At 37.0% G+C, this 13,816-nt stretch carries 13 protein-coding genes and 1 riboswitch; of the genes, 1 reads left to right on the top strand and 12 read right to left on the bottom strand.

The genetic code is table 11. The features are described from left to right. Positions 1 to 13: 13 nt before the first annotated feature. The 6 genes from JG29_RS00715 to JG29_RS00690 form a co-directional block, all read right to left on the bottom strand. Entirely contained in the window at positions 14 to 1,111 is a 1,098-nt protein-coding gene (locus JG29_RS00715; protein WP_045922058.1) for a glycerol dehydrogenase, read from the bottom strand. 409 nt (positions 1,112 to 1,520) lie between these two features. Then, positions 1,521 to 1,805, bottom strand: a complete 285-nt coding sequence (locus JG29_RS00710; protein WP_045922057.1) for a hypothetical protein — start codon at positions 1,803 to 1,805, stop codon at positions 1,521 to 1,523. A 306-nt stretch (positions 1,806 to 2,111) separates the two neighbouring features. Further along, positions 2,112 to 3,293, bottom strand: a complete 1,182-nt coding sequence (gene cytX / locus JG29_RS00705) for a putative hydroxymethylpyrimidine transporter CytX (RefSeq protein WP_045922056.1) — start codon at positions 3,291 to 3,293, stop codon at positions 2,112 to 2,114. Between the two features lie 73 nt (positions 3,294 to 3,366). Further along, positions 3,367 to 3,467: riboswitch (TPP riboswitch) on the bottom strand. Positions 3,468 to 3,568: 101 nt separating this feature from the next. Beyond that, the gene (gene fba, locus JG29_RS00700; RefSeq protein WP_045922055.1) at positions 3,569 to 4,435 is read right to left on the bottom strand and encodes a class II fructose-1,6-bisphosphate aldolase; all 867 of its coding nucleotides are present in this window, start codon (positions 4,433 to 4,435) and stop codon (positions 3,569 to 3,571) included. Between the two features lie 121 nt (positions 4,436 to 4,556). Then, positions 4,557 to 5,474 (bottom strand): alpha/beta hydrolase, encoded by a 918-nt coding sequence (locus tag JG29_RS00695; protein ID WP_045922054.1) that lies wholly within the window; start codon positions 5,472 to 5,474, stop codon positions 4,557 to 4,559. After that, a complete protein-coding gene (locus tag JG29_RS00690) occupies positions 5,458 to 6,126 on the bottom strand; it encodes an HAD hydrolase-like protein (RefSeq protein ID WP_045922053.1) in 669 nt (222 codons plus the stop codon). Before JG29_RS00690 ends, JG29_RS00695 begins: the two co-directional genes overlap by 17 nt. An 88-nt stretch (positions 6,127 to 6,214) precedes the next feature. Between JG29_RS00690 and JG29_RS00685 the strand changes: the two genes are divergently transcribed. Then, the gene (locus JG29_RS00685) at positions 6,215 to 8,539 is read left to right on the top strand and encodes an HAD-IC family P-type ATPase (RefSeq protein ID WP_045922052.1); all 2,325 of its coding nucleotides are present in this window, start codon (positions 6,215 to 6,217) and stop codon (positions 8,537 to 8,539) included. 55 nt (positions 8,540 to 8,594) lie between these two features. On the opposite strand, the gene JG29_RS00680 is transcribed toward JG29_RS00685, so the two are convergent. The 6 genes from JG29_RS00680 to JG29_RS00655 form a co-directional block, all read right to left on the bottom strand. Then, positions 8,595 to 9,077, bottom strand: coding sequence for a Dps family protein (locus tag JG29_RS00680; RefSeq protein WP_045922051.1), 483 nt, complete (start codon positions 9,075 to 9,077; stop codon positions 8,595 to 8,597). A gap of 107 nt (positions 9,078 to 9,184) precedes the next feature. Then, positions 9,185 to 9,640 carry an 8-oxo-dGTP diphosphatase gene (locus JG29_RS00675; protein ID WP_045922050.1) on the bottom strand — a complete coding sequence of 152 codons (456 nt, stop codon included), beginning with the start codon at positions 9,638 to 9,640 and terminating at the stop codon, positions 9,185 to 9,187. Between the two features lie 17 nt (positions 9,641 to 9,657). After that, positions 9,658 to 10,743, bottom strand: a complete 1,086-nt coding sequence (locus tag JG29_RS00670; RefSeq protein ID WP_045922049.1) for a M42 family metallopeptidase — start codon at positions 10,741 to 10,743, stop codon at positions 9,658 to 9,660. 19 nt (positions 10,744 to 10,762) lie between these two features. Then, positions 10,763 to 12,403 (bottom strand): peptide ABC transporter substrate-binding protein, encoded by a 1,641-nt coding sequence (locus tag JG29_RS00665; protein ID WP_052696259.1) that lies wholly within the window; start codon positions 12,401 to 12,403, stop codon positions 10,763 to 10,765. Positions 12,404 to 12,610: 207 nt separating this feature from the next. Then, entirely contained in the window at positions 12,611 to 12,988 is a 378-nt protein-coding gene (locus JG29_RS00660; protein WP_045922048.1) for a YueI family protein, read from the bottom strand. A gap of 17 nt (positions 12,989 to 13,005) precedes the next feature. Beyond that, positions 13,006 to 13,722 carry a glycosyltransferase family 2 protein gene (locus JG29_RS00655; RefSeq protein WP_198139885.1) on the bottom strand — a complete coding sequence of 239 codons (717 nt, stop codon included), beginning with the start codon at positions 13,720 to 13,722 and terminating at the stop codon, positions 13,006 to 13,008. Positions 13,723 to 13,816: the final 94 nt, after the last annotated feature.

The following is a 13,816-nucleotide window of genomic DNA, read 5'->3' as shown; positions in this document are numbered from 1 at the left end:
AATCGACTACAAATTAATTTTGATAATCTTTACTGTATGCATCTACAGTCTTAATAGCCGCAAAAACCTCTTCGACAGTGACCTCACCGGGCATGCAATTCATGGTATCCCCTTCAGCGCAAGCTTGTTGAGCCACTTTCATTAAATCTTCATCACTAACGGAGGCCAGATTTAAATCTGCCAAAGTGGTAGGTAAGCCTAATTCTAAATCAAAGTTTAAGAATTTTTCAAAGCGCTGACGATCACTGCCATTTAAGATCAATTCTACCAACGTTCCGTAGGCCACTTTTTGACCATGGGATAATTTATGAATATCTCCATGAAGAGCAGTAAAACCATTATGAATCGCGTGCGCAGCTGCCAAGCCCCCACTTTCAAAGCCTAAACCGCTCAATAAAGTATTAGCTTCTACAACCCTATTAAAAGCATCTGTTACAACTTGGGCCTTATTGGCTGCAATAGCTAATTTAGCATAAGCAAATAAATTATCTTCACAAGCTTGCCCAATCGCTTGAGCAGCTAAGGCTTGCTTGCCGTTAACCATATTATCAGCCTTAGCTTGACGTACATCGGTAGCTTCTACATTAGTAGCTAATGCATCCGCAATACCAGAAATTAATAATTGAACCGGAGCTTGAGAAATTACTTGGGTATCTAGTAAAACCAGGTCAGGATTTTTATTATAGAAACGGTAATGGTCAAATTGACCCTCATCAGTATAAATTACTGAGAGCCGTGAGCAAGGTGCATCCGTTGAAGCCAAAGTAGGCGCAATAATTACATTAATTCCCAAGTTATCACCTATAGCTTTAGCTGAGTCAATGGTTTTCCCACCGCCTAAACCAATAATCATTTCGGAATGTTCATCCGCAGCAATTTTAGACACACGATTGATTTCAGTTTCTGAGGCTTCACCTTTAAACGTAGCAACTGTTACTTGAAAACCGTTCTGCTCTAAATAATCAGTAAACTGGTTTCCCACAATCTTTAAAACTGTTTCATCTGATAATAAAAGCACATTTTTCCCATATTTATCCAGATATTGTTGACTTTTAAATAATTCTCCTTCACCTTGAATATAGGTACTGGGACTTGTAAAGATTTTAGCCATGGTAATCTCCTTTTATAAATAACTAATCAGAATTAATAATCTTACTGTTTGATATTTTTAAACAAACTAAATTATTAATTGTGATTAATTTTACTATCTAAATAATAACCTAGGAAACCGATTTCTTGTCAATAAATAATTCAAAAATTATAAAAAAGCTCTGAAAAATAACGTTAGAGCTTTTTTATGAATTAAACTATTTAGTTCTTACAGAGAAGGTGGGCCAAACCAATCAATGCGAGACTTAACAGTTTCTTTAATGGAAACCTTTTGACCAGTGCTACTATCAGTTTTATTCATCCAATTTTGTAAACAATTTTCATTATAGGGATAAACATTTCAAATCTTCACTTTATGATTATACTTAGTAGAGATATTTTCCCATGAATTTTCTAACGGATGTACCGAATTAAATTGGGTTGTACTCTGAAACTGACACATTGTCACCCAACGATTCCCAATTTAAATTGACCAAATTAGTATTCTTATCGGTATCCCAAGTGCCGCTACTTTTTAAGTTGAAATCTCCAGTTTGAACTTCAGTTGAAGAAATATTCTGTGGTAATTGCAAATCTAGAAATGAGTTTCGGGGCTTAGACAATAAAGCCGTTGCGGGGTTGCTTAAACTTTTATCAGTAAACGCTATTTTTGCACTAAGCGTCACTGCTCCATTCAATCCGATACTAAAAATCACTATACATATTCAAACAAATCTAAAATATCGTAACCATAATTTTCTCATGTATATCCTCAGTCATTAAAAAAGCCAACAATAACATGATATTTCATAATAATTATTTTAGAGATCATTTTTGGAATATGATCTAGAAAGATTTGCTTTAATTAATGAGGTCTTATACTGAAAAAAAATTCGTTTGTCTTTGCTTAATGATCACGTTGGTTGATCCCGTCAATTGACTAAGTCGTTTCTTAACTGCCACCTTAGTTTAATTCTCTTCGCTAAACCCAATCCATAATCTAAACACCGTTGATTATTGGCCTACCAACTTAAGGGATAGCGTGGCGTCACTTTACTGGTTAAATAAACTGCTAAACTTTCGAATATTAATAACCAAAAAGTAGGACCAAAAATCAGATTTAATTGTTGTAAGCCGTAATAAGCTATGACTCCTAATAACCACCAGGCAAAGTTCCAAACCAGGGCTAAGCGCTGCTTAATTACAAAAACACTGACAAAGACAATGGCAAATAACGGGGTAAAAGCAGATCCAATTGCATATAAAAAGTTTTCATAATATTGTAAGGAGATGCCAATAGCAATAAAAAATCCTACAATAGTAATTCCAATGGCGGCAGCATTCACGGGTACTTTAGCGTTTAAATTCTGAAGGTTTGTGGCGGCGGAATAAGCATCCATAAAAGTTGTCGTAACAGTGGAGAAAACCACAATCAGTAAAGCAATTAAACCTAATTGCGATTGGGCGAGGGCCTGACTGATATCAGTTCGACCGGTCCAACGAGCGATACTTAAACCTAAAACAAACATAGCCACACTACCCCCAAAATACCCTAAGACACTGCACCAACTAGTTTGAATTGGATGGCGGGTTTGCTTTGTATAATCACCAATGACCGGCAGCCAAGATAAAGCCATCGTGACATTTAATTCTACGGCATTATTAAAACTTAAAGCTGATGCCTGAGGGGCATGGGTCGTAGGGGCTTTTTGCAACAAACTCACGACAAACACAATCATAGCCAGTGTTAGTAACAGCACTACCCAATTATTGATTTTAAACAGCCAATCATGCCGCAGCAGCAACCATAAAATAATTAATCCGGCCACAATGCCAGACATTAATAATTTTGATTGCCAATGAAAAAAAGATTGTGTTAATACATTCATGGCCAATTGGGCATTGGCAATCATTACCGCTGTCCACCCCAGTAACTGCAATACATTTAATAACGAAAACAACCGCACTCCCTGCTTTCCGAAAGTCAACTGCGTGACTTTAATTGCAGTACTTTGATAATGGGCGGAAATATAACCCGCTGGCAATAAAAAACCGAAACAGCCAATTACATGACCAATAATTATCGCCAAGATTCCCCGTCCAAAGCCTAACGGTGCCATTAAAGTACCAGTAACAATTTCGGCAATCGAAATGGCCGCTCCAAACCATAGCAAAAATAAATTTCGCAACCTTACTTCTTCCATGATGATCCTCCTTTAATCGAAAAAAATCTTTCCCGTTAGAATTAACTAGGAAAGATCATCAAGAAAGTAAATATTTCTGACGGCTACACTTTCCTTCGCAAGTTCTAACTTCACAGGTTCAAAGGGATTGGAAAAATTCCATCTCAGCTGATAACAGCACCCCTAGTGTATGCGTTTTACACATTGAGCATAGCAATTCTGCATGAAGAAAGCAAGCCCTTCTGACAAGCATAAAAAAATCCCTAGCGCACTAGGGATTGCATTTGATTCAAAAATTAAACAGCGGGCGTACCAAACCAAGCGATCCGTTCTTTGACAGTTTCTTTAATGGCCTCAGTTCCAGGAGCCAACAATTTACGCGGATCATAGCCTTTAGCTTCCACATCTTGATCATGACCAGCTTCAATATATTCTCTTGTAGCTTTTGCAAAGGACAATTGACATTCAGTATTCACATTAACTTTAGAAATTCCCATCGAAATAGCTTTAACAATCTGATCTTTAGGAATTCCTGAACCACCATGCAAAACTAAAGGTGTCTTGACTTCTGCCGCAATTTCTTGTAAACGGTCAAAATTCAAACCTTTCCAGTTATCAGGATAAACCCCATGAATATTACCAATACCACAAGCTAAATAATCAACTCCAGTAGCGGCTAAAGTTTTAGCTTCTTCTACACTAGCTAATTCCCCAGCACCAGTAATACCATCTTCAGTTCCGCCAATAGAACCTACTTCGGCTTCAACAGACATGTTTTTGGCATGAGCCAATTTCACAATTTCTTTAGTCTTTTCCAAGTTTTCTGCAAAAGGTAAATCATGACCGTCAAACATTACCGAGTTATATCCAATTTCGATACATTCTTTGGCAGCTTCGTAATTACCATGATCTAAATGCATTACAACGGGAACAGTGATGTTCATAGCTTTAATAGTATCTTGAACCAAATGTAAGCACAATTCATAACCACCCATGTATTTTGCAGCACCCATGGAAGTCTGGATTAAAATAGGAGTGTTGGTTTCCTGAGCAGCCTCTAAAATTGCCCGTGTCCATTCCAAGTTATTGGTATTAAAAGCTCCAACAGCATATTTACCTGCACGAGCCTTGCTAAAAATTTCGTTGCCGTTTACTAACGCCATGTTTGTCCTCCTCATAATTAAAGAAACATTTTTTACAAAATTATTTTACCGCAAATTGCTATATTTTAACAATATTTCAACCATAGGAAAATCGACTTTAGTAAATTTTTTCAATAAAATTTTAATTCAGATATTTAGCTGTCCAAGTTAAAACCCGTTTTTGATAAAGGGCAGGATTCTTTTGATAAGAACGTGCATGTTTAGCACCCTTTACTAACCACAATTTTTTGGGTCCTGAATCATTTTGATAATTAAGTTTAGCATTGCTGGTAGGGACAAAGGTATCTTTAGTACCATGAATAATAAATAACGGAATGTGATTATGCTTTAATGTCTTCGCCGTTTCACCATCATATAAACTGTAATGGGCTAAAGCCTGGGTATATAAATTAGCGGTAGGAATGAGGGGAACACTAGGTAGATTAAATAAACGTTTCAATTCATAGGTAAGTTCGCCATTAATAGAAGCATAGCCACAGTCGGCAATGGCTGTTTTTACTTGCTGAGGAACTTTTAAGCCTAAGTAATACATTACTGTCGAAGCACCCATGCTCACTCCAAAGAGTCCAATTTGCACATTAGCTCCTTTGCGTCGAATTAGCTGCTGAATCCAATCTTGCAAATCTTGCCGATCCTGCCATCCAAAACCGATATACTTTCCTTGACTATGACCATGACTGCGATTATCTGGAGCTAAAACATTATATCCAGCTTGGTGAAAAAAACGAATATAATTGCCCAGAGTTAGGCTATTATCTCCAAATCCATGTACTACAACCATTGTTTTGGGCGTGGTCGTTGCTGCTGGATAGTAACGGGCTTTTAAATGCAATCCCCCTTGAGAGCTAGTTTGCCGCCAAGTACTTTGTTTTTGTTTTTGAGCCCATACCTCGGCACTATTGAGGGGCTGATCATTGCCTTTACTGCTAAAACCGGTCCGCGAAAAAGCAAAATTAAATAAGTAATAAGCACCTCCAAAATCTGCTAGAATTAAAATAATTACTACCACCACCAGCAATCTTTTAAAAAACTTTTTCATGCTTGTCTCCAATCTGCTTCAAAAGCTCTAAAGGCTGTTCAATAGTGGCGATTACGCCGGCAGCTTGCAGTTCTTGAAGGCTGCCAAAACCATAGAGTACACCAATCGTGGCCACATCATTGGCTCGTGTCCCCAAAACATCTGTATCCCGATCACCGATCATCACACAGGTTTTTGGATCCGTTATCTGCTCTTGTTTTAGAGCTTGAGCAATTACATCTTTTTTTTGCATCTTTTCACTGAGATCAGCGCCATAAATCCCTTGAAAATATTTATCTAATTGCAGATGCTGGATAATTTTTTGGGCAAAGGGCTCTGGTTTAGCTGTAGTTATATAGCAACGATAACCTGCTTGTTGTAATTGCTGTAATAAAGTAACAATTTGGGGATATAACTGTAATTGTTGCCAGCCCGTAGTATCGTAAAAATCTTGAAAATCAACCAATAAAGCATGAGCTAACTGGCTTTGAGGATCAATATTACTATATTTTTGAAAACTTTCCATTAACGGTGGTCCAATAAATTTACGTAAAACCTCATCTAAAGGAATTGCCAAATTTTCTTTATGATAAGCATAGCGTAAGGCATTCATAATACCTTCCCCACTGTTAACTAAAGTTCCATCAAGATCAAATAAAATATTTTTCAACAATTTCTTTTCCTCTTCATAAAAATTTTACAATATAATAGTAGTGTTATACTAACTGCACATCGTTATATTCTTTCAATTGAGGTGTTCTATGAAAGCAACTGATGTCAATACAGGTCTCAATGATACACAAGTACAACAACAAATTAAAGCTGGTCATACTAATAAAATTTCTCAAAATTCAACATCAGTAACTAAGATTTTATCAAAAAATCTATTCACTTTGTTTAATTTTATCAATTTGTTTCTAGCTTTTATTATTTTTTCTACTGGCAGTTATGAAAACTTATTTTTCCTCGGTCCAGTCATTGCTAATTTTTTAATTGGATCTTATCAGGAGGTTAAAGCCAAAAAAAGATTAGATCATCTTACTTTTTTAAATCGGCAAAAAGTCCAAGTACTACGTAACGGACACATTCAACAAATTTATCAAGATGAATTAGTTTTGCATGACTTGATAGAAATTCACAGAGGTGATCAAATTCCCGCTGATGGTATCATCCGTCAAAGTACCCAAATCGAAGTAGATGAAGCTAATCTGACTGGGGAATCCAACTCGGTCAGCAAAAAAAATTCAGATCCCGTTCTTTCCGGAAGTTTAGTACTCAGTGGTCGGGCTCTTGTTGAATTGACAGCTGTCGGTGCCCAGAGTTTTGCTAATAAATTGGCACACAATGCGCGTCAACAAAAACATGATGTTTCCCAATTAATGGCTATTATTAATCGTATTATTCGTATTTTAACGTATATCATAATTCCTCTAGGTTTAATTTTATTTCTAGTAACCTTTTACAAGCATCATAATCTCAATCAGGCCATTTTGGGCACTTCTGCCTCTATCATCGGAATGATTCCTCAAGGATTAGTTTTACTGACTTCGGTTGCTTTAGCCGTCGGTGCAATGCATTTAACACGTAAAAATGTGCTTGTTAAATCACTAACGGCTCTCGAAGCTCTTGCACGTGTAGATACACTCTGTTTAGATAAGACTGGTACCATTACTACCGGCAATCTGCAACTAGCACAAATAATCCCTTTACAACTAGATCAAGCAGCCCTTTTAAAAATTTGCCAAGAAATTATGCTGGCAACTAAAGAACATAATGAAACTGCCGAAGCCCTGCTGCAAGCGGCTCCATATTCAGAAAAGCTTCCCGAAATTGCCAGTGTAGTTGCTTTTTCTTCCGCTCGTAAATGGGCGGCAGTTAATTGGCAAGCGGGTTCTCATTATGCGATAGGAGCACCTTCATTTTTATTAAAAGATCAGCAGCAAATTGCTACTGCTCAACAATATGCACAACAAGGCTATCGAGTATTGGCACTAGTTAAGTCTGCTCAAATTATTACTGATACCGTCACTCAGCCGCAGCTTTTAGGATATATTTTAATTAATGATGAAATTCGGACAACCGCAGCGGACACTTTTGAATACTTGCGCCAGCAAGGTATTCAAATCAAAGTTATTTCCGGAGATGATCCTGCTACTGTCCAAAATATCGCGCAAAAAATTCACCTGCCTAATGGTCAGGCAGCTCTTGACATGTCAACCATTGGTGCTCATCCTGATTGGAATCAATTAGTACAAAATTATACTGTTTTCGGTCGTACTTTACCAGAGCAAAAACAAAAATTAATTCAGGCATTACAAAAAAACGACCATAAAGTGGCTATGACAGGTGACGGCGTTAACGATGTCTTGGCCATGCGCCAATCCGATTGTGGGATTGCTATTGCCGGCAATAGTGATGCTGCTGAAAATGCCGCGGATTTTGTTTTATTAAATAAAAACTTTGATTCTTTAATCTATGTTTTAAATGAGGGCCGCCGAGTAATTAATAATATTGAAAGAGTAGCCGCTCTTTATCTCATTAAAACAATGTATTCTGTTTTACTAACTATTTTATTTATCTTCGTACACACCGGCTATCCGTTTTATCCGGCTCAGATGACACCTATTAATGCCTTAACTGTAGGTATTCCGACCTTCTTTCTAGCTTTAAGACCCGATTTTTCTCCGCCAGCTGGTCGGTTTTTCCGAAATGTTATGCAGGTCGCCTTGCCTGCAGCAATTGATATTACACTAGTAGTTATGGCTATTGCCCTTTATGGACATTGGCAAAAACTGCCCTTTAGTCAAACTTCCACGCTGGCAGTTTTAGCTATTAGCTTAATCGGATTTGCCGCTTTATGGGTAATTGCACGGCCAATTAATCGGGGAACCCTAACTATTTTTCTGCTTTTATTTGTTTTAAATATTTTCGTATTCACCATTTGGGGTTGGCCCTTTAAATTACTCAACATAGTTACCAGTCCGATTAGATGGGATAGTTTAATCATTTTAGTATTATTTTATCCGCTGTATTTAATTTCCCGCGAAATCATCGTACGTTATTTTCTCAAAAACAAAAAACAGTGAGGAACAACTATTCCTCACTGTTTTATCAATTCTAGACCTGTTGTCACTACAAGGGTTATTCTCCGTCGTAAGGACCTTTCCCCAGATAGGCATTGACCATCCAAATGTTTTTATCAGTATCTGTCTTGAAACCATTGAGCATATCTTGGGTAGGTAAATCTTTTTCTTCATCACATATTTCAATACCTTTTTGATATTGATCACGTAAATAACGAAATTGGTCAACCAAACGCTGCATTAATTGAGCCAGAGTAAATTGACCGAAATCAATGGTTTCATCTGGTAAGCCTGTATGCTCTATAAATTCATGTGTCGTAGCATAAGGCGCACCACCTAAAGCAATTAACCGTTCTGCCACCTGATCCTGCTGATCTGATACTTGATCCATATATTCATCCATCAACGGATGTAAACGAAAGAATTCCGGACCGCGCATATACCAGTGAATTTGGTGCATATTAGTATGCAATTGATTTAAATCAGCAATTAACTGATTTAATTGTTCCCGTGTTTTGGGAAAATCATATTTAGAATTCAAACTAGCCCCTCCTTTAATTAATCCAACTCCATTGTAAGCCTTGCTCCTCAAAAAGCAATTCAGACAACTTTAGTTCTATTAAGAAAGCCGGAATTATTCTTTATTCATTAAAGTAGGGTCGTTTTCCAATTAGTATCTTGTCCAGTACCATAAAGTTCCGAGAGGTCTTTATGAGCAAAAACCTGATACATTTCCCAAAAATCGTCGGCCAAATGATAATGAAATAAATCTTGCGGGTTAATCCAGAAGACAGCTCCTTCTGCCGAAGAATTTATTTGACCATGAAATTGTTGCGCTTTATATAATAAAATCAAATAACCCTCATCGGTTGCGGTTGTAAAGTCCATCAACCCACAAAGCTGGGGATTTTGAATTATTAAACCTGTTTCTTCACGCATTTCTCGAATCATCGCTGCTTGCATGGACTCATTTTTTTCAACATGACCACCTGGGAAGGTGATTCCCGGCCAGGTAGATTTCTGGCGATTTTCAACTAGAATTTTCCCTTGGCTATTAGTCAGCATACACATATTAGTCAAAGTAATTAAACGTGCTCGGCTCATTCTTAGCTCCTCTAAATTTAATTACCCCCATTAAAACTATTAATTACTGAGGCGTCAAGGGACTGAATAATTTTAACCGCTAATTGCACAGCATTTTGAAAATCATCTAAGCAAGCCCAATTAAAGGCTGTGTGTTCATAACGAACGGGAATACCAATAACAATAGTCGGAGCACCACGATAATATAGAATTGGAGCACCATTAACACCGCCACCTGTACGAACAGAACGCGTATGAGGAATTCCATTCTTCGTAGCAATGTCATCAGCATATTGTTCAAATAAAGGATTAGCAATAAAAGAAGTATCCATGTCCCTCAACATTGGCCCGCGTTTTAGGCCCGTTTGTGCCAACCAACTAGGGCTAAAAGTATCATCACAAGGACAGCCTTCAAAAACAATAGCTAAATCCGGATCAATATTGCGTACAGTAACCTGAGCTCCGCGAGTTCCCACTTCTTCTTGTGTGGAAAGGGCAACTGATAAATCCACATTCAGATCTTGACCCTGCAAATTATCTAAAACATCTACTAAGGCCGCAGCTCCAACACGATTATCAAAATCTTTGCCAAAAAACATTCTTGTATTTGCGAAATATTCGCAATCTGCATCTACTACAATGGGACAGCCGGTATCAATTTGAAAATCATTAATGGTTTCTTCACGGCTGGTAGAGCCCACATCAATAGATAAATCTTCAATTTTAGGTACGGCATTTTTCTCTGCATCAGACATAAAATGCGGTGGTTTAGTTGCAACGACTCCTGTTATATATTGTCCTGCCCGATTTCGCACCCGCACACGCATTGCCGGAATATTAGTTGGTGCCCAGCCTCCTAACGGAACAAACTTTAAAAGACCATTTGGCCTAACTGCCTGGGTAATAAAACCAACCGAGTCAGCATGGGCATCCATTTGGACAACCGGTCTATGTCCATTATTTTCACGTCTTTGGACATAACTATTAAACATTCCATCTATTTTTGTAGTCCCATAAGGTGCCATTTTCTTTTGAAAAAAGCGGGCTACCTCCATTTCAAATCCGGAAGCACCATTTAGATTAGAAAAATCCTTTACTAATTGAATCTCTTCTGCTGCCTGCATTAATAAACTTTTCCTCCTATTATTTAGTTAAATAAGCTGTCTTATAGGTATAATGACCATTAACATGGTTATATAAGACACCCTTTAATTTTGGGTTGACTAAATCTACATTATTCATGCGATATAATGGGGTTACTGCTTGATCTTTCAAGAGAACCTTTTCCGCCTTAATCATATCTTGCCAACGGGCTTTATTATTGTCAGCATCTTTATCGTTGGAATCGGCAATTGCTTGGTCATATTCTTCATTAGACCAGCCTGAATGATTTTGGGGGCTTTTAGTAGTAAACATTTGTAAAAAGGTATATGGATCAGCAAAATCGCCCGACCAGCCTTGAAATACCATATCATAATCACCCTTAGATACCGCAGCAATTCGATTATTGGCCGGAACTGCCTTCATCGTAATCTTAATTTTGGGTAAATTAGACTGTACTTGTCCTTGAATAAATTCTGCCACCTGCTTTGAGGTATCCACATCTGTTGTTAACAACGTAATATTTAACTTCTTTTGTCCGGTTTGTTTTAATCCCTTTTTGAACAACTTACGTGCTAATTTAGGATTGTATTCAGACGTATTCTTGACATAGGACTCTTGATAAAAATCTTTGCCGTTAATAGGACTCTTGGCTAAGTGCTGTGATACAAAGCCTGTAGCCGGAGTGGAACCATTAGCCAAGATATGCTTTGCAATTTGTTTACGATTGATAGATAAAGAAATGGCAGTGCGAATATTCTTATTTTCTAAACCGTTATTCTTTTTTAAATTGCTTTGTAAATATTGAGTAGCAGCTAATGGACGCCGCACTATATCTTTATCGCCGGCCATTTGTTTAGCTTGTTCACCCACTAGCGTGATTTGATCTAATTTATTAGTCTGGTATAAGTTATAAGCAGTTGAAGGCTCCTTAACAACTGAATAATTAATTTGTGACAGTTTGACGTGCTTTTTATCCCAGTAATAAGGATTAGGCTTTAACTTCCAGCTACTATTACTACCGTTCCAGCCAGTATGAATAAAAGGCCCGTTATAAACCGCCTTTTTAGAAGAAGTTCCATAACTTTTACCATATTTTTCCACTACTTTCTTATTCAGTGGAAATAAAGTCTCCCGAGCCAAAATCATTTTAAAGTAAGGCTGCGGTTTATTTAATTGTACCTTGAGCCGATATTTGCCCATTGCTTGAACTCCTAATTGGTCGACAGGCTTCTTACCAGCTGAAATTTCTGCAGCATTTTTGATATTGCTTAACAAATAGATATATTCACTAGCTGTATTCGGATCAACTGCTCTTCTCCAAGAATACACAAAATCCTGCGCTGTTAAGGCATCGCCATTACTCCAACGGGCATTTTTTCTAATATCAATCAGATAAGTTTTTTTATCTTTAGAAATTACAGTTTTAGTCGCTAAAGCTGGCAGGGGCTTGCCTTTAGCATTATATTGATATAAACCTTCATCGACGTTATCTAACTGAGTAAAAGTATTAGCGTCGGTAACCTTAGAAACATCTAAACTAGATATATCAGAATTAGAATATAAATTAATTTCTTGTTTTTTGTTTGCGGCTTCGACAGTAGTTGCCATACTAAAACTACATAATAATAAAAACAGTTTCATAAAAATATTTAAGCCGTGAGGTTTTAAATATTCTTTCATTTTTTCCTCCTTTGATTAATAAACATTAATATATGATTAAAATCATACTAGCTCCCACTTTAGAAATCAAGTTCAGAAAGTTCAAGAGCGTGGATGCTTTACCACGCTCTTGACTGTTTTTACTCTATTTACAATAGTTAAATTAGATTTCCTGCGGCCTGAAGGTCACCATTGTAATTTTATTTATAAATATATTTTTTCTAAAATTTACAATAATAATGGTTTTACCGGATGGCTATCATCCGCAATAACTAGACCCATATCCGTTTCCGCTAAAGCTTTAGTAGTTGTGCGCATATTGGCCTGCTCAATAATGGTAAAATGATAAGACAATTGCACTGCTAAGGTCATGATGGGAACACGATAGGTACTGGAAAGGCGGCCGTTAATAAACAGATGATATTGGGGATAACGTTGCATGACTTGTCTGATAAGAGGTAAATTTTCTGAGCGGCGTACTTGAGCTACTGTGAGCGCTAAGGCTACTCGCTCTTGAAAATTACCTAAGAATTTGCGTCTTTCATCTGGCTTAAGTTGGGGTTTACCAAAAACATTTTGTTTTAAATATTCTTCTATATCTGTCATTAATAGCACCTGCCTTTTTAATTATTTTTTAAATCTAAAATTGTTTTCACAATCCGATAATTAGCTAAACCAATGCTTTTAGCATTTTCTAAATCATAGGTATGGGTTGCACTTTGACCATGCTGCCAGTAATGATACAAGGGCCGGGGTTGAACGTAAAACCGCCGCGCTATGGCAGCATATTGGACATTAAATACTTGATCTTCCATCAATGACAAATCATCAGCAAATTGTAAATGATGTGCTTTAATAAGATCCAAACGATAAACTTTATTCCAAGTATAACCCATCACTTGACCCGAAATTTTAGTAATATGACGAATAACTTGGTTCCGATTCACTAAACCTTTTAAATGTTTACCTCTAATTTTGGTAGTTTTTCGTTTAGACTCTCGAAAGTAACCACAAATCGCCAAATCTACTTGATATTTACTAAAAGCTTGTAAAAAATAATTGGTATATTGCGGCTCTAGCCAATCATCTCCATCCAAAAAAGTAATTAAATCCCCTTGAGCTTCTTGAATACCCCGATTACGGGCAGCCGAAATTCCTAAATTGGCGGGCTGTGTCACCATTCGAAAATTAGAATATTTTTTAATAAAGGCTTCTGCAATTGTGGCAGTTTGATCAGTGGAGGCATCATTAATCATTATAACTTCAAAATTAGGATTAACTTGTGTGGTAATTGTTTCTAAACAACGCCTTAATAACAGCTCTTCATTATAGAGAGGCATTATAATAGATAAAGACAACATAATATCACCTGAACATTTTTCTTATCAATAACCTTACCCTAGATATCTTTTTATGTAAAACAATTATCAATGC

The organism is Bombilactobacillus mellis (assembly GCF_000967245.1).
GTDB lineage: Bacteria > Bacillota > Bacilli > Lactobacillales > Lactobacillaceae > Bombilactobacillus > Bombilactobacillus mellis.
This window is presented reverse-complemented; position numbering and strand designations above follow the sequence as displayed.

Coding starts and splice junctions, on each gene's coding strand:
- JG29_RS00715 (WP_045922058.1), bottom strand. CDS start 1,111: ATGGCTAAAATCTTTACAAGTCCCAGTACCTATATTCAAGGTGAAGGA.
- cytX (WP_045922056.1), bottom strand. CDS start 3,293: ATGGAAGAAGTAAGGTTGCGAAATTTATTTTTGCTATGGTTTGGAGCG.
- fba (WP_045922055.1), bottom strand. CDS start 4,435: ATGGCGTTAGTAAACGGCAACGAAATTTTTAGCAAGGCTCGTGCAGGT.
- JG29_RS00695 (WP_045922054.1), bottom strand. CDS start 5,474: ATGAAAAAGTTTTTTAAAAGATTGCTGGTGGTGGTAGTAATTATTTTA.
- JG29_RS00685 (WP_045922052.1), top strand. CDS start 6,215: ATGAAAGCAACTGATGTCAATACAGGTCTCAATGATACACAAGTACAA.
- JG29_RS00675 (WP_045922050.1), bottom strand. CDS start 9,640: ATGAGCCGAGCACGTTTAATTACTTTGACTAATATGTGTATGCTGACT.
- JG29_RS00670 (WP_045922049.1), bottom strand. CDS start 10,743: ATGCAGGCAGCAGAAGAGATTCAATTAGTAAAGGATTTTTCTAATCTA.
- JG29_RS00665 (WP_052696259.1), bottom strand. CDS start 12,403: ATGAAAGAATATTTAAAACCTCACGGCTTAAATATTTTTATGAAACTG.
- JG29_RS00660 (WP_045922048.1), bottom strand. CDS start 12,988: ATGACAGATATAGAAGAATATTTAAAACAAAATGTTTTTGGTAAACCC.
- JG29_RS00655 (WP_198139885.1), bottom strand. CDS start 13,722: ATGCCTCTCTATAATGAAGAGCTGTTATTAAGGCGTTGTTTAGAAACA.